The organism is Shewanella sp. 30m-14, assembly GCF_052977125.1.
Window position 1 is genome coordinate 95,696 of record NZ_JBRILW010000005.1, and the last position, 18,771, is coordinate 114,466.

The 18,771-nt window shown below is 45.8% G+C and carries 14 protein-coding genes; 7 read left to right on the plus strand and 7 right to left on the minus strand.

Going from position 1 to position 18,771, the window contains the following annotated elements; all coding sequences use genetic code 11:
* Positions 1–56: 56 nt before the first annotated feature.
* The 3 genes from ACVBIU_RS05540 to ACVBIU_RS05550 all read left to right on the plus strand — a co-directional run bounded on the left by ACVBIU_RS05540 (position 57) and on the right by ACVBIU_RS05550 (position 1,368).
* Positions 57–455 (plus strand): c-type cytochrome domain-containing protein, encoded by a 399-nt coding sequence (locus ACVBIU_RS05540; protein ID WP_447159711.1) that lies wholly within the window; start codon positions 57–59, stop codon positions 453–455.
* A gap of 120 nt (positions 456–575) precedes the next feature.
* On the plus strand, positions 576–950 hold the full coding sequence (locus tag ACVBIU_RS05545; protein WP_447159712.1) for a hypothetical protein: 375 nt from the start codon (positions 576–578) through the stop codon (positions 948–950).
* A 61-nt stretch (positions 951–1,011) separates the two neighbouring features.
* Positions 1,012–1,368, plus strand: coding sequence for a DUF6677 family protein (locus ACVBIU_RS05550; protein WP_447159713.1), 357 nt, complete (start codon positions 1,012–1,014; stop codon positions 1,366–1,368).
* 139 nt (positions 1,369–1,507) lie between these two features.
* On the opposite strand, the gene ACVBIU_RS05555 is transcribed toward ACVBIU_RS05550, so the two are convergent.
* The 4 genes from ACVBIU_RS05555 to ACVBIU_RS05570 all read right to left on the minus strand — a co-directional run bounded on the left by ACVBIU_RS05555 (position 1,508) and on the right by ACVBIU_RS05570 (position 10,065).
* Positions 1,508–1,819, minus strand: a complete 312-nt coding sequence (locus ACVBIU_RS05555) for a hypothetical protein (RefSeq protein WP_447159714.1) — start codon at positions 1,817–1,819, stop codon at positions 1,508–1,510.
* 319 nt (positions 1,820–2,138) lie between these two features.
* A complete protein-coding gene (locus ACVBIU_RS05560) occupies positions 2,139–4,541 on the minus strand; it encodes a zinc-dependent metalloprotease (protein WP_447163268.1) in 2,403 nt (800 codons plus the stop codon).
* Between the two features lie 243 nt (positions 4,542–4,784).
* On the minus strand, positions 4,785–8,489 hold the full coding sequence (locus ACVBIU_RS05565; RefSeq protein WP_447159716.1) for a response regulator: 3,705 nt from the start codon (positions 8,487–8,489) through the stop codon (positions 4,785–4,787).
* A gap of 181 nt (positions 8,490–8,670) precedes the next feature.
* On the minus strand, positions 8,671–10,065 hold the full coding sequence (locus ACVBIU_RS05570) for a PhoH family protein (protein WP_447159717.1): 1,395 nt from the start codon (positions 10,063–10,065) through the stop codon (positions 8,671–8,673).
* Between the two features lie 340 nt (positions 10,066–10,405).
* On the opposite strand from ACVBIU_RS05570, the gene rapA reads away from it, so the two are divergent.
* Positions 10,406–13,312 (plus strand): RNA polymerase-associated protein RapA, encoded by a 2,907-nt coding sequence (gene rapA, locus ACVBIU_RS05575; protein WP_447159718.1) that lies wholly within the window; start codon positions 10,406–10,408, stop codon positions 13,310–13,312.
* Positions 13,313–13,539: 227 nt separating this feature from the next.
* Entirely contained in the window at positions 13,540–14,346 is an 807-nt protein-coding gene (locus ACVBIU_RS05580) for a DUF3530 family protein (RefSeq protein ID WP_447159719.1), read from the plus strand.
* Positions 14,347–14,432: 86 nt separating this feature from the next.
* On the opposite strand, the gene ACVBIU_RS05585 is transcribed toward ACVBIU_RS05580, so the two are convergent.
* Together ACVBIU_RS05585 and ACVBIU_RS05590 are read right to left on the minus strand one after the other, a co-directional pair.
* Complete coding sequence (locus ACVBIU_RS05585) at positions 14,433–14,924, minus strand: YqhA family protein (RefSeq protein WP_447159720.1); 492 nt, start codon at positions 14,922–14,924, stop codon at positions 14,433–14,435.
* 172 nt (positions 14,925–15,096) lie between these two features.
* Entirely contained in the window at positions 15,097–15,903 is an 807-nt protein-coding gene (locus ACVBIU_RS05590; RefSeq protein ID WP_447159721.1) for a crotonase/enoyl-CoA hydratase family protein, read from the minus strand.
* Positions 15,904–16,283: 380 nt separating this feature from the next.
* Here ACVBIU_RS05590 and ACVBIU_RS05595 point away from each other — a divergent pair, with 380 nt between their 5' ends.
* Entirely contained in the window at positions 16,284–17,279 is a 996-nt protein-coding gene (locus tag ACVBIU_RS05595; RefSeq protein ID WP_447159722.1) for a response regulator, read from the plus strand.
* A gap of 13 nt (positions 17,280–17,292) precedes the next feature.
* Complete coding sequence (locus ACVBIU_RS05600; protein WP_447159723.1) at positions 17,293–18,264, plus strand: GGDEF domain-containing protein; 972 nt, start codon at positions 17,293–17,295, stop codon at positions 18,262–18,264.
* 78 nt (positions 18,265–18,342) lie between these two features.
* Here ACVBIU_RS05600 and rraB read toward each other — a convergent pair whose 3' ends face one another.
* Positions 18,343–18,759, minus strand: a complete 417-nt coding sequence (gene rraB / locus ACVBIU_RS05605; protein ID WP_447159724.1) for a ribonuclease E inhibitor RraB — start codon at positions 18,757–18,759, stop codon at positions 18,343–18,345.
* Positions 18,760–18,771: the final 12 nt, after the last annotated feature.

The window sequence follows — 18,771 nt, forward strand, 5'->3', positions numbered from 1 at the left end:
CTGTAAACTCGGCTGTGAGTCGGCTTTATATTACTTTTGTATTTAAGGAGGTCATTATGACCGCCCTCAAAATCCTCTTACTGTCTGCATTAATTTTTCTGGTGTTTTTTTTAGGCCTGACTCCTAATGTCAGCTTTAAACATCAAGTGCAACCTATCTTCCAAGCATCTTGTATTGAGTGTCACTCAGCCACGGGTGAAGGCACACAAAGCTCAGGATTAATACTCGATAGCTACGCGAGCCTAATGCTAGGTACAAACAAAGGGCCTGTGGTTGTGGCTAACAGCCCTACATCGAGCACGCTCTATCTCGCAATCGATCATCAGCTCGACTCGTCTATCCAGATGCCACCGCATCATGAAGATCACGCCAGCCAAGGTCAAAGGAAACCCCTGACCAGCGAGCAGATTAAAGTGATTAAAGATTGGATTGAACAAGGCGCCATGGATAATTAAACACCCTGTGCCAGCCGTTATTGATGCAACACCCATAAACAAAAATTTATGGGTGTTCCCTGCTATTGCCTGTTACTGTTACTGTTTATGCCCATCACGATAAGAAAGAGCGCTCATAAAATGAATGTTACAGCCTTATTTTCACTCGTAATTAAAGTAATGCGGGTCCCTGTCATAGTTACAGTCTTAGTTGCAGTCATAGCCACCCCAACGATGGCCAGTGAGCCGTTGCAGTCTGAAGAGTATGCCATTGGCGTGATGGTAAAATCCCTCGATAACGCCATACAACATCCCTCAGCCGACGCTCTAGAATTGATTAGCCAATACGGCACAGATTCGCGTTACTATGTCATGATCCGTGGTTGGTTAGTTCAAGAGCTGCAAGGGGCCAACAGTCAGTTAGCAGCCAATCGCAAAGAGGATATGCATAAAGCTAAGCTGCAACAGAGAGTCGACTTTTTGCAGCAAGCGATCCGCCGTATCGATCTAGAATGATCGCTATTGGGCTCATCCATTAAGTCCTGTTCAAAACACGACGAAACAGACAAGATACATCATGAAAACATCCATAAAAGCTGCACTTCTATCTGCCTTTATTTGCCCTGGCAGTGGCCATTTTTATCTTAAGAAATACGCCATGGGTAAAGTGTTACTGGTCACCACTGTAACCAGCCTGTGTTTTTTACTCTGGCACGCTTATCAACGCGCGCAGATCATCTCTCAGCAAATATTAAATGGCGAGATCCCACTTGAGCTTAATGCGATCTATAGTGCGGTAACCCAGGCGCCCCTTGGTAATGAAGCGCTTTATATCAATATTGCTACCATGGGATTTATTCTGGCATGGGTCATTGGGATTATTGACTCCTACCGTCTTGGCAAACAGCTCGATGATGCAGAACATAAGCACTAATCAGTAATCAGTAATCAGTAATCAGTAAGAAATAAGTAGCAAATACTAAGCAGTATCAAGAGCTGAGCCTCGGCTAAAACTCAGCCACAAAAAAGGGCTACTGTTCAGTAGCCCTTTTCATTGCTGTTAAGCCTAACGCTTACAGCGTCCGGTCTAGCAATGCCTCTGTTTTAGAGAAGTCATGCTGACTCGATGAGTGCTTATGCTGAGTCACTTTAGCATATGGATTCTTATCGAAATCATATTCATTCATTGCCGCTAGTGGCTTTGAAAAGTCATGACGCGTTGAGCCACGCTGAATATTATTTTTTTGGTTAGCTGGAATATTCTTTGAAAAATCATAATCGGCACTTGCCGCTATTGTTTTTGAGAAATCTGGTCGCTCAGCCATTGCTGAGGTGGAAATACAGCTAATCGCTACTGTTAAGGCTACGCTGGTTAACTTATTCATTTACAACTCCAATCTTATTTGCCTACATTCGATTAACAATCAGTCTACGTGATCCGACTGTTTTAGAGAACAAAAAAGAGGCAAATATTGCATTTTGATACAAATGAAACATAAAAGGCTAAATCTGAGTTCAGCTTTTATCAGATAGGATGACTTTATAACCTTCTGAGGTAATTAACTTTTTATGACTGGATTGGTATAACTCGCTTGCTCATTGACAGTTTTGGCTTAGCAATAAAAAAGACGCGATAATTCGCGTCTTTTAATTTTAAGCCTTAACCTGAGAGCAGAATCTTAGGCTTTAACCTTATAGTCAGCCTTAAATCGGTGAGCCAGGCGGCAATGCCAACGGCTTAGTGATTAACTTAGCCTTAGCATCGGTTAGTCCCTTCTCGACACCATGCTGCAACCATGCAAAGTGCGCCGATTCATAAGCACTCACACGCTTAGCTTTGCGTTTAAGCTGCTTAACCGTATAAGTTAGGCGCTCTGCTAACTGCGCTTTGACTTCAGGGCGGGTTTTGTCGTTATGATAAGCACTAAGTAAGCTATCAAGCGTGACAGCATTAACGCGCATCCACACCCCTAGCTCTGGTCCTGTAGGGATATCGCTAAACAAGGTTGCAGCAAGCACCTTGTCGGTCAGCTTGGTCACTGATAACTGCTCTTTATCGCTCAAATACGCCTGATTGACGCGGTTGAGTCGCTCTGGAGTGTAAATCTGTGACACGGTCAAGCGGCTCAGTACTTCAGCCATTCCCACAGGATCGGTAATCACCCCTAGACCTGAGTCGAAGCTCTCACGAGTTTTGTAATAGTTACCCGCCTTAGGCACCAATACTTCTTGCAGCTTTTCAGACACAACTAACGCTTCTGGTGACAAGCTTGCTAGCAAGACTTCTAGCGCTTGTTGCTGAATCGCTGGCGCAACATAGTGCCACGTTTGTCCATCGATACCATCGCCATAACTGTATGTGGTGCCACCGATCATTTTGGCTGCTGCAGCAATCTGGAAACGGGTCAGCAAGTAGATAGGCACAAATGCGTCTTGAAGCTCGCCTTGAGGCTGCTCAGCAAGTAGCGCCTCGGCAGAGAAATCATTAATTGCCTTGGTGCGCACTGCTGCAAGTCGCGTTAATTCGGCAACGGGATCATTACCATTGTCCCAAAGGCTAGCATAGGCATTACTCGCTCCCGCTGTACGGGAGTCTGCCTCGCCGATATACCTTAGGCCTTGTTTAGCCACATCATCACGTAGCTTGCTAAGCCCTTGAGCCTCGCTGCCATCGGCAAATTCACCGTAACCATAAGCCACGGTGTATTTATCCCACGCTCCAATACCTTCGTCGTAGGGTTTACTGATATCGATTTTATCACCATTGATTGCCACCATAGGGTGCGGGTAATCCATCACCGAGGCATTACTGTTACTTGAGGCGGCAAAGTTATGATCGAGCCCTAAGGTGTGACCCACCTCATGAGCTGACAGCTGACGAATACGTGCCAGCGCTAACGCCATTGCCGCATCGCCGGCGGCGGCTCTGTCTTCCCAACCCGCGGTTAAACCACGGGCAATAAGGTGATCTTGTCGTACGCGCTGACTGCCTAAGGTGACATGACCTTTAATGATCTCACCGGTGCGAGGATCGGTAACAGCTGAACCATAAGACCAGCCGCGGGTTGCGCGGTGAACCCACTGGATCATGTTATAACGCACATCCTGTGGATCGGCATCTTCTGGTAGCAACTCAACTTTGAAGCCATTAATAAAGCCTGCATGAGTAAATGCATCTTCCCACCAGCTCGCCCCTTCTAACAGTGCCGTTCTAATTGGCTCTGGAACGCCAGGGTCGAGATAATAAGTAATAGGTTTAACCACCTGACTCGGTGCACTGCCAGGGGTGACTTTTTCTAAACGGTGGCGCAATAAAAAGCGCTGACGAATATCTTCATCAACACGAGTACCATAATCTAAATACTCATCAGACAGGTAACCACTTAAAGGGTGATAAGCGCGTGCTTGATAACCCTCTTCTGGTAGCGCGATAAATGAATAACGCAGGCGTACCGAAAGGTGCTTAGCATCAGGGGTGACCTGGGCAACATAATCACCGCCTTTGGCAGCGTCGAAGGTGAGTAACACATCGATATCGCTGTTACGTTCAAAGGATTTAACCCCTTCAGGCAAAATAAGTGACTTGCTCTTGTCGAGCTGATAACTGCCTTGCTTGGTTTGCTCTAATACGTCACTGATCCCGTGTAGATCGTTAAGCACTAAATCGTTGATCGCAACAAGATTACGCTTCCCCGTAACCAACTTGCCACGCCACAACACTGACTCGGCAAAAGCTTCTTTAACGGCGCGCTGCTCGGCGACGTTGTCAGTGTTAGCGCGATAGGCTGTATTGAGCTGCTTTAAAATAAGGTAAGGGCCATGGCGCTCAAATTGCACCATGCGAGTTCGACCAAGCTGGCCTCTGTCTAGACCAATATCATTAGAGCCTACGCCATGGGGGAGGCTGGTTAGCATTAAAAATGGCTGGTTGAGCTTATTGGCTTCGAGGTAAAGATCCCCTGATGATGCGTCATAAAACAGATTAATGAAACCTGTTGCTGCCTGGCTTTTTTTAATCAGTGTTGCAGTGTTTGTAGTGGCAGCCACTGCACTGGTCATAGGCACTACGGCGAGTGCAATTGCCAGCGCGAGTTTGTAGGGTCTCATTCGATCTCCTTGATCTTGTTGATCGCTATCGCATTCGGTTAAATACAATAATCTTTATTTTTATTATTAAGATTGATTAGCTTAATAAATAGGCTTGCACTTTAGCAAGCCTATCTTGTTCTATTTGAGTAACTATCACTTAAGCGATTATGTTTGTCACATCAGTGTTTGTCACATCAGTGTTTGTCACATCAGTGTTTATCACATTAGGGTTTATAGCATCAGTGCTTATGGCATTCGCCTTTAGGACTTCCTGCCACACACAGCTATCCAATGGCTCAAGGTATCGAACAGCTCATTGAGCACTATCGGCTTGGTAATATGGGCATTCATCCCCGCCGCTAAGCTCTTTTCCCTATCACCAGACATGGCATGTGCCGTCATAGCGATCACCGGTAACTGTTCGGTTGAGTAGCGTTTACGTAACTCTTTAGTCGCCGTAAGACCATCCATCACCGGCATCTGAATATCCATTAATACCGCATCGTAATTGGCTTTATCGATCATATCTAAGGCGATCTGCCCGTTTTCGGCAACATCGACCGTGTAGCCCGCGCTTTTAAGTAACTCGGTAGCCACTTGCTGATTAATAAAGTTATCTTCAACCAGCAGAATATAACCAGAGTCTTGTTCGCCCACCTCTTCAATCACATCTGGCAGAGGGTTCAGACTTGGCTCATCGGCAAAGGCTGAGATAATCTCATCGAATAAAGATGATGCTTTAAATGGCTTTTGCAGCAAGGCATACACGTTCGCGTCGGCGACATCTTTTTGCATCGGCTCTGCAGTGTATGCGGTCATCATGATAATGATCGGCCGCTTGTCCAATCGACCATCCGCCACCATGGCATCGATCTCTTTAATCACCTCAAGACCATCCATCTCAGGCATCATCCAGTCGAGCAACAGTAGATCGATAGGTTTTTTACTTAGCTTATATAGGCCTTCTGGCCCACTTGCTGCCGTGTCGACATTGAAATGGAAATCCCTTAGTACGCTCGAATAAATCTGCAGCGCCGTTGGGTTATCATCAATAACTAAGGTTTGAAGGTTACCTAAGGTTTCAGGCACGACAAGCGGCAATACCTCAGCCTCCTCGGCAATCTCAAAGCTAATGGTGAAGCTAAAGGTACTGCCAACCCCCATTTCACTTTCAACCTGCATGGTACCGCCCATCATCGACACTAAGTGTTTACTGATTGAGAGCCCAAGACCTGTACCACCATACTTGCGGGTAGTGGACCCGTCAGCCTGAGCAAAGGCATCAAACAGGGTCGCCTGCTGTTCTTTACTAATACCAATACCGGTATCACGTACCCAGAATTTAAGGGTAATGCGGTGATCGCGCTCGCCCACATCTTCACAGCCAAGCTCAATCTCACCCGACTGAGTAAACTTAACCGCATTAGACAGCATATTAATCAGGATCTGCCCTAAACGCAGTGGATCACCTTCTAAAATAAGTCCAGCGGTAACAGGTGCGTACAAGAGCAGCTCGACTCCCTTTTCTTGTGCCTTAAGTCCATTTAGATCAAGCGCATGATCTAATACCTTATCTAGCGGGAAGGCGACGCGTTCGAGCTCTAGCTTACCTGCTTCAATCTTAGAGAAATCGAGGATGTCATTGATGATCCGCAGCAGCGAGTGCGCCGAGAAGCCGGCTTTCTCAAGGTAATCTTTTTGCTTTGGCGTGAGCGAAGTGCGCTGCGCCAACTGCAACATACCGATAATGGCGTTCATTGGCGTACGAATTTCATGACTCATGTTGGCCAAAAATTCACTCTTGTACAGGTTAGCCATTTCCGCGTCTTGTTTAGCTTCTAGCATCGAAACTTCGTTACGCTTATGGCGAGTAATATCTTTGTGAGTCCCCACCATACGCTTTGGCTGATTATTCGGGGTGAACTCTACCACTCGGCCACGAGACAATAACCAGTGATATTCACCGCTCTTGCCAAGCATTCTAAATTCGATATCGAAGGCACCAACAGGATTGGCAAGGTATTGCTCGCGATACTCTTGCACACGAATGCGATCGTCCGGATGGATCAGCTCATCAATGGTTGATGCTAAGGCTGGGAACTCATTGACCTTATAACCAAGCATTGAATAGTAGGCTGGGTTACAAATAATCTGCTCAGAGTCTAAATACCAATCCCATAGACCATCTTCCACCGCGTCCATGGCTAAGTGATAACGCTCTTCCGATAAACGCAGCTGCTCCGCCGACTCATATTCTCGCGTCACATCACGCCATACGGCAATAAGGCCTAACAGCTCACCACGGCGGTTATAGAAAGGGATTTTTAAGGTATCGAGTAGCACAGGTTTACCCGCAAGCTCTACCTTTTCCTGATAACGTAGCGGCGTTCTATCTGTGAGTACCCGCTCATCTTCGGCGCGAATACGCAACGACTGCTCGTCAGGTGTCAGTGCATCTGAGAACTGGCCAATAATTTCACTCTCGCTAAAGCCCAGCATACGCTCAGCTGACTTGTTACAACCTAGGTAACGACCCTCTTTGTCCTTAAACACAATCGCTTCGGGGATCGAGTCGAGCAGTGAACGTAGCAACGCATATTCTTGTTCGCGGCGCTCAGTGGTCTCTTTTAGTCGCTCGGTGCGCTGCGCCACCAGCTTATCGAGTCGCCGATTTTGCTCTGCCAAATGCCGGGTATATTGTTTGTTCTCTTCAAAAATCCGGCTCACCAACTGGAACCAGGGCGCCCATCCCACGGTAATTTTCTCGGGAGGTTTGATAGGTTCCGCCGAACACTCCTCTAGGTGAGTCAGCAATCGAGATGCCGGGTTAACGAATGAGCGGCGAGTCTGCCAGTGTACTATGGTCACCAAAATCGATAATGCTAAGACAACTAACACGAATGTCATCTCCAGCTTTTCCCATGAGTCTTTAAACAGGTCGTCGACATCTTGCAGATACAGTAGGCGCCACGGTGCGTTATGTAACGCAACAGAGTGAATATAATAACCGTTTCGGATAATGCCTTCGTGGGCATCAAACAGCTCCGACTCTGGGATCGAGTGCAGCTCAGACGGGATCTTCTGGCTAATATGATAAACACGATTGATATCAGAGTTGTCGATATCGCTATGGGTCAAAATATTATTATTTTGATCCAGCAAAATAACCGTGCCGGGCATTTTAAAGTACAAGCGGATCTGCTTTCTCAGCGAGGCCAGCGTCATGTCTAAGTTGATCGATCCGATAAACTCATCTTCGAGATATATGGGTACCCCAAGCGTAGTTAATAGGCCTTTACCGGTCGCTTCAACATAAGCGGGGCTCCAGGCAAAGCTGCGCTGCGGGTTATTCGAGGGAGTGACTAACTGAAACTGTTTCTTGTTAAGCAGTTCATCACGAAAGCGTTGCTCATCTGACGGCCACGGAAAATAAGACATGATGCGGCGTTTAGAGATGTAATAGATAGAAGAGGCTTTAGGCGCGGCTTCGTTTGCAACCGGAAAAGACAGCGAAAGCTCAAACAGCATCTCCAGTTCTTGATAAAACTGTTCGCTGCGACCATTAAGCGAACCCGCACCAGTGATGCGTCCCATGTTGGTGAAAGGATCACCACTTTTGGCGTAGCTGGGCTCTAAGGTAAAGAACTGGCCACTCTCGTTAAATTTTTCATACTGAGGTAAGCGGTCCTTACGCACCAGCTCCCCTAATCGTAAATGATCGACGGCAACGTTGCGTAGACTCTTAACCGCACGAATACTCGACTCCAGCAGCAAGTCCACCTGTAGCACGTGACGTTCAACTAACTCTTCGGTTTGGGCGATTAACTGGGCCTTCTGATTGTCGAATGAAATCCAAGCGGTTCCCAAAGCCATGATGATTACGCCGATATAGGTGTAAAAAACGGCTCTATTATAGTTTTTCTGAATCGTTGACTTTAGCTGAAGAGTCGGCTCAATCCGTTTCATTTACAACCCTTGGTATACTCTTTACGAGATTATTCAAATGCGCCCATTTTAAAGACAGGACTTTGGCGTTAATAATATCAGTAAGATAGCTTTCAATAATAGCTTAAAAGTGTAACTTAGAAGTTAAAAAGGCCTCAACAAGTGTGAGGCCTAATCCATTTATCAACCAAAACAGAGCGGGTTACAGGTTTTCTTCGGCAAACTCAGCAAGACGTGAGCGTACAACGCCATTGAGGTAGATGTTTGCACTGCCATCGAAGTCTTTAAAACGTTCGACAATATAAGTTAAACCTGAGGTCACAGCAGTTAAATAATTAGAATCTATTTGCGCAAGGTTACCACTACAAATCAGCTTAGTGCCTTCACCCATTCGAGTGATCATGGTTTTGATCTGTGAAGCCGTTAAATTTTGGCACTCATCGAGGATAACGACCGAATTTTGAATCGAACGGCCGCGCATAAAGTTAATCGACTTAAACTGGATATTGGCTTTATCCATGATGTAGTTCATGCTGCCACTCGGGTTGACATCATTCTTATGCAGCACCTCTAAAGTATCGGTGATTGCTGCCAACCAAGGGGTCATTTTTTCCTCTTCGGTGCCGGGTAAGAAACCAATAGACTCGGCAATTTCAGGCGTATTACGGGTCACGATGATTTTTTCATATTTACCACGTTCAACCACCAACTCTAACGCTGCAGCCATCGCGAGCAAGGTTTTACCACAACCTGCTGGGCCCGTTAAGATCACCAGATCGATATCTGGATCCAGCAATGCTTGCATCGCCATACCTTGGTAAATATTTTTAGGCTTAATTCCCCAAGCTTCGAGGTTCATCAGCCTTTCTTGACCTAAGTCTAAAAATTTAAGATCAGTAGGAGTCTTCTCGACAATGCGTCCACAAAACTCACTACTTTCATCGAGTAAATATTGATTGGTGTAAAACAGATCATCGCCGAGCTTATCGATCGGTACACTATGCACAGTATGGCGACCATCACTCTGGGTTTTCACCTCATCGGTCTGCTGCCAAAAATCCCCTTCGAAGCGATGAAAGCCTTTAGTTAAAAAGCGAATATCATCGATAAGCTGATCGGTACGGTAATCTTCTACCTGCTCAATGCCCGCACCTTTGGCTTTAAGGCGCATATTGATATCTTTGGTAACCAGTACCACCTTACGAGGTTTATGTAACGCCTGCAGATGCAGCGCAGTATTAATGATACGGTTATCGTTATTGTCACCTGGCATACTGCCAGTGGTAAACTCGATTTGATGGTCGGGGAAAATTGATAAGGTGCCACTGACATCGGCATGGTCTTCACGTCCTGGCAGGGGAACCCCTTGGACGATTTGCTCGGGCGTGGTTTTGCCACCCAAAATATCTTCTAATGCTCTAATCGCAACTCGAGCATCACGGCTGACGTCTCGTTTTCTATCCTTAATCAGGTCCAGCTCTTCCAGAACTGTCATTGGTACGACTACGTCATGTTCCTTAAATGAATAGATAGCTAAAGGTTCATGCAGTAATACGTTGGTATCCAGTACAAACAACTTTCTGTCGTCTTGTTCCATGGCGCCTCCAATTGTGTATTAGTGTCAATTACAAGATCGGTGCAGCTCCTTTTGTTGGTTACTAATTTGTTAACAACAATTCCATACTGCCACCAATAAGTTCCGGCTTCAATGCTCTGTGTGAGTTTTTAGCCGCCAACTAAGCTTTTTAAGCCCTCACCATTGATATCGAGCTGATGTGACAGAGCGATGACACAAAAAAATACTTCGGTGCAACTGATTATTTAGTACACTATTACTTCCGATTAGGGCGATTATTCGCGGGTTCAATTTTCAATATGCTCGCGATTGGTATAACATACGCGCCCCTTGTGATTCACCCAGTATATGAGAGTTTTAAATGCCGTTTTCCTTAGGTCAACGTTGGATCAGTGACACTGAATCAGAATTAGGTTTAGGTACTGTTGTTGGAGTTGAAGGCCGTATGGTCACCGTTCTTTTCCCTGCAACTGGCGAGAATAGATTATTTTCTCGAACCGAAGCCCCGCTAACACGTGTTATTTACAACCCAGGCGACACTGTAGAGAGCCATGAAGAGTGGAGCATTACGGTCACTGAGGTTGAAGAAAAAGATTCACTGATTATTTACCACGGCACTCATAGCGAAACTGGCGAGCAAGTTAGCCTGCGCGAAACCTTGCTAAATCACAATATCCGTTTCAATAAGCCACAAGATCGTCTATTCGCCGGTCAAATCGATCGTCTCGATCGGTTTAATGTGCGCTATCAGTGTCAGCTATTGAGAAATAAGCTCGCCACATCTGATCTGCTTGGACTACAAGGGCCACGCGTTGGATTGATCCCACATCAACAATGGATTGCACACGAAGTGGGTCAGCGTTTTGCACCCCGCGTATTGCTAGCCGATGAAGTGGGTCTAGGTAAAACCATTGAAGCGGGTTTAATTATTCATCAGCAACTACTGACTGGTCGTGCTGAGCGTATCTTAGTTATTGTGCCTGATACACTGCGTCACCAGTGGTTGGTTGAAATGCTACGTCGCTTTAACCTGCGTTTCTCTGTATTTGATGAAGACCGCTGCGTTGAAGCCTATGCCGATAACGACAACCCTTTCTACACTGAACAGTTAGTGATTTGCTCACTGGAACTGCTGCGTAAAAAGCGTCGTTTAGAGCAAGCGCTAGATGCCGATTGGGATCTAATGGTTGTCGATGAAGCGCATCACTTAGAATGGTCTGAAGACGCCCCAAGCCGCGCTTACCAAATTGTTGAAGCCTTAAGTGAAGTCGTACCTGGCGTACTACTGCTAACCGCGACACCTGATCAACTAGGTCACCAGAGTCACTTTGCGCGTTTGCGTCTATTAGATCCAGATCGTTTCTATGACTATCAAGCCTTCTTAAAAGAAGAAGATAGCTACAAAGATGTCGCAACCGCAGCCGATGCACTCGCCAGCGGAGAAGCGCTGTCGGATGAGTCGATTAACGGCTTAACCCAGCTGCTTGGTGAAAAAGATATCAGCGCTACCATTAGCCTTATTCAAGATGAAGCAGCCAATGCCGACGCTCGCTTCCAGGCGCGTGATGAGCTATTACAAGATCTGCTCGACCGTCACGGTACAGGCCGCGTGCTTTACCGTAATAGCCGCGCGTCAGTTAAAGGCTTCCCACAACGTAATCTGCATGTGCATCCACAAAAGATGCCTGAGCAATATGTTACCGCTTACCGCGTTAGCGCGATGATGAACAAGCATTTAGACACCAATGCTAAAGTGCGCCAAGTATTAAGCCCAGAGAAGATCTACCAAGACTTTGATAGCGGCAGTGCTAGCTGGTGGAAGTTCGACCCGCGTGTGGATTGGCTCATTGATTTCTTAAAGACCAACCGCAGCAAGAAAGTACTGATTATTGCTAGCCAAGCGGAAACCGCTTTGAGCTTAGAAGAAGCATTACGTACTCGCGAAGGTATTCAGGCAACGGTCTTCCATGAAGGCATGTCGATTATCGAGCGCGATAAAGCGGGTGCTTACTTCGCACAGGAAACCGGTGGCGCACAGGCGCTTATCTGTAGTGAGATTGGTTCAGAAGGCCGTAACTTCCAGTTCGCCAGTAACTTGGTATTGTTCGATCTACCGTTAAACCCAGATCTACTTGAGCAGCGTATTGGTCGTCTCGATCGTATCGGTCAGAAGAACGATGTTGAGATTCACTTGCCATACTTAGCTAACACGGCGCAAGAAAGATTGACCGAGTGGTATCACCAGGGCTTAAACGCTTTTGAGTGTACTTGCCCAAGTGGTCACATTCTATTTAACGAGTTCTCTGGTGAGCTGCTAGAAACCTTGCTAAATAATGACGATACAAGCCTAGAAACGTTACTGGATAACACTAAAGCGCGCTATCAAGAGCTAAAGCTTGCGATGGAACAAGGGCGCGACAAACTGCTTGAGATCAACTCTCACGGCGGCGAACGTGCTAACAAGTTAGTACAGAGTTTGGCAGACAAAGATGGTGACACTCAGCTTATCGGCTCGGTGATCCGCCTTTGGGATATTATTGGTGTCGAGCAAGAAGACAGCGGCGAGAACGCCATTGTATTGCACCCAAGCGAACACATGATGTTCCCGACTTATCCTGGTCTGCCAGAAGATGGTATTACCGTGACCTTCGATCGTGAGATGGCCCTGTCTCGTGACGATATTGCGCTGATCACTCAAGAGCATCCACTGGTACAAACGGGTCTAGACTTAATCACGTCTTCAGAAACCGGAACCACTAGCGTAGCAGTACTAAAAAACAAGGCGTTGCCAGCAGGTACCGTCTTCCTTGAGCTTATCTACTTAGCCGATGCGTCTGCACCTAAGTCAAGCCAGCTATACCGCTACCTACCGCCAACACCTGTACGTGTGTTACTGGATAAGAATGGCAATAACTTGTCTGACAATGTGACTTACGAAAGCTTTAACAAGCAGTTAAGCGCGGTGAACCGCCATATTGCCAGCAAGCTAGTCAATGCATCACAGGCGATTTTACACCCGCTATTTGCTAAGGCTGAAACGTTTGCCAATGCCGAGCTACAAACGCTAACAGATTGTGCTCGCGAGAAGATGACCAGTCAGTTGTCTGGTGAGCTTGAACGCTTAAAAGCGCTAAAATCAGTTAACCCAAACATTCGTGATGAAGAGCTAACTCACCTTAGCGATCAGATGAGCGAATTAAACCGTTACCTAGACAGCAGCAAACTACAACTTGATGCGGTTAGACTGGTATTAGTTAGCCACGCATAACAAGTCACAGTAATGGGTATCATAAGGCCTCGATAATTCGAGGCTTTTTTTTGCCGAATGTTGACCAATTATGTATATACTGCGCAAGATTTTATTCGCTTCGATGTTTTAGCGTAAAAAGGCTGCAGTCCAAGATGAAGTTTTCTCGATGTTTTTCTAAGTCCACTCCCCTATTGCTCCTAGTCTGCAGCACTTGCCTGCTAGCCAACTCATGTATAGCCGATACCGTGCCCACACATGAGCGGGTGGATTACAGCTATCTTCCACCAAGCGAGCTCAAACAACTGCAGGTGGAAGGCAAAGATGTCCCTGCTCTTTTGCGTCCTTGGTTAGGCAAGCTGCAACTCGGGTTAACCATTATCGTGCCTGCTTTTTCAGAGCGAGCCGATGCACCTGGTTTCGTTAGCAATCTTAGACACGAGTTAAACCACTCAGGGTGGGCAACACTCGCACTGACTCCCCCGAGCCTGAGTAAGACGCCATATTTCGTCACTCACGCCGAAGAAGTGATTAAAGCGGGCGAGCAGCAAAGCTCAGTACCAGCTAACCAAGAAACACCTGACTTTAGCGCCGAACAACTGGCTCAAACTCAACAGCAGCAGCGAGACTTTATGCTAAGCGCTATGGCGCAGCTCGATAGTTTGGGCAAGGACTTTGCCGGTAAACGTATGCTTATTGCTATCGGTGACAGTGCTAATTTGGTCATTGAGTTGTTAGCGGCTAAACACCTGCCGATGCCTGACATACTGGTAGTGATAAACCCATACAGCGATATAGCCACAGTTAATAATGCACTACCACAAAAGCTGGCTGCGCTATCGATACCGGTACTCGATATACAATCAAACGATGGCGGCTCGGCTTCGCTCGCGACCCAAACGCAGCGACGCGTATTATCACCAGCCAACGCACCAACACGATATAGCCAGCAGTTGTTATCACTGGATCTATCACTGCAAGTCTCTTGGAATAATAGCCTTAAGTTTATTGAAGGTTTTGCCAGTAGGATCAATAAAGCCTATCCAAATGGATAGGCTTTATCTAATCAAACAGCTAGTCAAACCGCTAGTCATACCGCAGGCTCAGCCATCGTTTTAATGATGGACTTACGCGCTCGATATTAGTCTTTACTGAGCTTGAGCGCTCCGGCAATGAGTAACACCGTTATCCCCATATACAGCAGATCTAACATAGATGTAGGCTTCATATCGGTAAAGAAAGAGAACACCTTGATGATCAGCATCATTAAGATCACTTTGCCGAGCTTACTCTTGAGCGAATCGATACTACTAATGATGAGGAGCTTACCGCCCGCCTCACTTTGGCTGGCATGCTTAAGGTTGCTAATAAACAGTTCATACAGACCAAATGCAAAAATAAGCAGTACAGCACCTAATAGGAAGGTGTCTAAGATCTCAACCACAACCATCACCAGATCATTACGTACCGCATGGCTGCCGCTGAATATATAACCGAGAATAAGCTCAATCATATGCACCACATCTCTGAGCCCCATAGCAAAAACAACGAAAGCAGCAATGATGCAGGAAAGCACACCAAACATCACAGAAAGACGACTGCTCCATAAAAAACGTTCAAAAAGTTCGCGCATGAGTAAAGAGTTCCAATTGGTTGAATGGAATATGGTTTCGCTAAATCGCTGCCAAACCTAAGCGAGCAAACAAAGCGGTGAATTAGCGAGGAGTGTAAAAGAAGCCACTGCATACTACATAAAATTCATAGCAATTCGTGAATCTGATCACACTTCATCGTTTTACCCAAAATTACCAACCTGAATCTCGGTTTCGATAGGCTTTTTCAGGGCTTTTAGTTTGTCTTAATGCGGCAATGATTCGATTTTTCCCCAGCAGTAATCGTAGCTGATACCAAGACTCACGCCTGAGTAATTGACGAACAGAAGCCGACCAATTCTTGTTAATACTTCGCTTGATAGCGGCATTAGCATCGGGCGAGGTTTGCGATAATTTAGTCGCTAGCGCAGTCGCTGTGGCCATCGGGTCATCAGCGACTGCGGTGACCAAATTGCTTGCTAACGCCTGCTCTGCAGTTAACACATCCGCCGTCATCGTCAACATAAGTGCTTGATCTTTTGGCATCAACTCTCGTAAACCTGCAAGTCCAGCCATATCGGGTACTAAACCCCACTTGGCTTCCATAATTGACATTTTGCAATCGGGAGCCGCAATTCTAAAATCCGCCCCGAGAACGATTTGCATGCCGCCACCGTAACACACGCCCTCAAGGACCGCGATAACGGGTACCGGTAATCTGCGCCAACCAATAGAAACCCTCTGCGCCAAATTTGCATTACCTGGCAACCACTTAAATAATAACTTAACGGCGTCTAACGGCGAGTTCATCACACTTTTTACATCTAAACCTGAGCTAAAATTACCGCCTTCACCGAACAGCACCACAGCGGTAAGCGAACGGTCTTTCGACAAGGTTTTTATACAGTGTTCTATCTCAGTAAAAAGCTTATAACTCAGTGCATTATATTTTTCTGGTCGATTAAGGCTCACATAAGCTATGCCATTTTTTTGGGTCAAACGTAATAAATCATAAGTCATCTTGGGGCCTTTCTTGGCAAGTGGTCTGTCCAGATTGGCAAGTTAACACATTTGGATTATTTCGTTAATAGCTATAACATGTGTTTGAATTATGACAAACGTCATTTTATTGTCATAAAATAAGCCTTTCTATTAATTAGTTGATAATTAATAATCTGGCCGTAGCGCATGCCCTTCTCATAAGGGACAATGTTATGGAAGCTACCGAGAACCATTTCTCTTCGAAGGCATAAGCCAAGGATGCACCGCTGAAATGCAATTTATTGTATTACAGTGGCGAGTTATTGATCCCAAAAAATGACAGAGGCTTCATGAACGGGGCAATAGACTAATTAAAATCACAAAAAAGCTGTTGATGGATAATAGGAAAAATAATAATAATGCCGCTCCCCATACTCATTTGTGATGACTCTGCGCTAGCCAGAAAACAGATGGCTCGCACACTCCCAAAAGACTGGGATATTGAAATAACCTATGCCACCAATGGCTTAGAAGGAATAGAGGCCATTCGCGAAGGCAAAGGCGAAGTCGTGTTTCTGGATCTCAACATGCCCGTAATGGATGGTTATCAAGTCTTAGAAGCCATTCAAAAAGAAGATCTTCCAGCATTAGTTATTGTGGTTTCTGGTGATATTCAAATTAAGGCTCACGAACGCGTTAAAAGCTTAGGCGCACTCGATTTTATTCAAAAGCCTGTGAGTGCCGGCTCAATTAGCCATATTTTGCAAGAGTACGGCATTTTAGAGTTGGCCCAAAGCGGTGGTGAAAATCAAGCGCCGATGATCCAGGTCGATCTGCGCGATGCCTGCCAAGAAGTCGCCAACGTTGCCATGGGGCGCGCGGCCGATCTCTTATCTAAGTTACTCAACGTATTTGTAAAGTTGCCTATTCCTAATGTGAACGTACTCGAGGTCAGTGAACTGACCATGACACTTAAGGCCACTGAAGAATACAGCACGGTATCGGCGTTATGCCAAGGCTTTATTGGTGCAGGTGTCGCAGGAGAAGCCCTATTACTTTTCCATGACTCTTCATTTAAAGATATGGCTAAGCTGATGAAGCTTGAACACCCAGAAGATGAACACACCGAACTCGAAGTCATGATAGACACGGGTAATGTGTTGATTGGTGCCTTCCTCAACGGCATATCAGAGCAGTTACACATGAAGTTTAGCCAAAGTCACCCCGTCGTTCTTGGCAGACACTGCAGCGTTAACAGCCTGATTAGTGAAAACGCGGATAAATGGAGCCGTACATTGGCGATGGAAATTAACTACCGTATTGAAGATCATGATATTCAATGTGATCTGCTGTTACTGTTTACCGAAGACTCACTGCCAACGCTCAACTATAAGCTCGGCTACTTGCTCGATTGAAATGGATATTAGGATGGCAACAGATCAGAAAGCTGTAGACAACAGTGCAATGAACGAACTCCACTGGCTAATCGATATGGTACAGACCATAGAGGTAGGCTTAGTGGTACTCGATCGTGATTACAACATTCAACTGTGGAATGGTTTCATGGAAAACCACAGCGGTGTAACCCCCAATTCAATCAAAGATAAGAATCTATTTGAGCAGTTTGAATACCTACCCGCACAATGGTTAAAGCAAAAAATGGAGTCGGTCTATCTATTAAAGAACCGCGCTTTTATCAGCTGGGAACAACGCCCTTTTATATTCGAATTTAAAAATTATCGGCCTATTACAGGCAGAGCTGACTTCATGTACCAGAATGTCACCTTGCTGCCGTTATCATCACTCTCAGGTGAAGTGACTCATATTAGTATGATTGTTTACGATGTCACTGACGTCGCCATCAATAAATTACAACTAAAGTCGGCTAATGAACGCTTAGAATACTTAAGCCAAATTGATGGTCTTAGCCAGCTATTTAACCGTCGTCATTGGGAGTTATGCTTACAGAAAGAGTTCGATCGCCATACTCGATATGGCAGTGAAACCAGCCTAGTGATGATAGATATCGACCACTTTAAAGTAATTAACGATACCTATGGCCACCAAGCCGGCGATCGAGTCATCCAAAATGTCTCTCATACCATTCGAAAATCACTGCGAGAAACCGACTGCGCAGGACGCTATGGTGGTGAAGAGTTTGCAGTGGTGCTGGCCAATACTCCTGCGGTCAATGCCCGCTTTTTTGCCGAGCGTCTGCGCAAGAAAGTTGAGCAATTGCAAATTGCCTACGAAGAACAGCTTATCAAGGTCACTATCAGCATCGGTATCTGTGAAATTAAGCCAGAGGTAAACGACTGTGAGACTTGGTTATCTCAAGCCGACCAAGCACTTTATCAAGCGAAAGAAGCAGGACGTAACTGCTGTATCACTCATGAGTAGCCTATACCCATCAGTATAAAACAGACACAAAAATGCCCATCACTAGATGGGCATTATTTTTAACGCTAAGCGCACCAATTAGTGCACAGGCTCTTCGTCTTCGTCGTCATATTCATCGTCATCTCGGACTTCTTCGCCATTTTCGTCGATGAAATACGTGCCCCAACCGTCGTAATCAATCTTCTGTTTAGCCGCGATGTTAATCATTTTTTCGCAGGCTTCATCTAACAAGTCGGTCTTTAGCTCATGGCTAGCGACAGCATCGAAACAATAGATCACTGAGCCATCTTCTAACTCCATCTCTTCAGCATCGTTAACTTCATAACCTAGCTTAAATGCGTCAACAGCCGCTTTTTCTAAACGATCAAAGTTAGTTGATGAGAAGTGATGCTCAATGGTGTAGTCGGCATCGGCCAATGAACCATCTGCAAGGATCGCTTCAACGATCTCACTATTTTCTTGTTTCTGTTCTTTTAACTGGCGTTCAATAGACATCGATAACTCCTC

Excerpts from the sequence above, each read along its gene's own strand:
- ACVBIU_RS05540 (WP_447159711.1), top strand. The coding sequence starts at position 57 with ATGACCGCCCTCAAAATCCTCTTACTGTCTGCATTAATTTTTCTGGTG.
- ACVBIU_RS05545 (WP_447159712.1), top strand. The coding sequence starts at position 576 with ATGAATGTTACAGCCTTATTTTCACTCGTAATTAAAGTAATGCGGGTC.
- ACVBIU_RS05550 (WP_447159713.1), top strand. The coding sequence starts at position 1,012 with ATGAAAACATCCATAAAAGCTGCACTTCTATCTGCCTTTATTTGCCCT.
- ACVBIU_RS05555 (WP_447159714.1), bottom strand. The coding sequence starts at position 1,819 with ATGAATAAGTTAACCAGCGTAGCCTTAACAGTAGCGATTAGCTGTATT.
- ACVBIU_RS05560 (WP_447163268.1), bottom strand. The coding sequence starts at position 4,541 with ATGAGACCCTACAAACTCGCGCTGGCAATTGCACTCGCCGTAGTGCCT.
- ACVBIU_RS05565 (WP_447159716.1), bottom strand. The coding sequence starts at position 8,489 with ATGAAACGGATTGAGCCGACTCTTCAGCTAAAGTCAACGATTCAGAAA.
- ACVBIU_RS05570 (WP_447159717.1), bottom strand. The coding sequence starts at position 10,065 with ATGGAACAAGACGACAGAAAGTTGTTTGTACTGGATACCAACGTATTA.
- rapA (WP_447159718.1), top strand. The coding sequence starts at position 10,406 with ATGCCGTTTTCCTTAGGTCAACGTTGGATCAGTGACACTGAATCAGAA.
- ACVBIU_RS05585 (WP_447159720.1), bottom strand. The coding sequence starts at position 14,924 with ATGCGCGAACTTTTTGAACGTTTTTTATGGAGCAGTCGTCTTTCTGTG.
- ACVBIU_RS05590 (WP_447159721.1), bottom strand. The coding sequence starts at position 15,903 with ATGACTTATGATTTATTACGTTTGACCCAAAAAAATGGCATAGCTTAT.
- ACVBIU_RS05595 (WP_447159722.1), top strand. The coding sequence starts at position 16,284 with ATGCCGCTCCCCATACTCATTTGTGATGACTCTGCGCTAGCCAGAAAA.
- ACVBIU_RS05600 (WP_447159723.1), top strand. The coding sequence starts at position 17,293 with ATGGCAACAGATCAGAAAGCTGTAGACAACAGTGCAATGAACGAACTC.
- rraB (WP_447159724.1), bottom strand. The coding sequence starts at position 18,759 with ATGTCTATTGAACGCCAGTTAAAAGAACAGAAACAAGAAAATAGTGAG.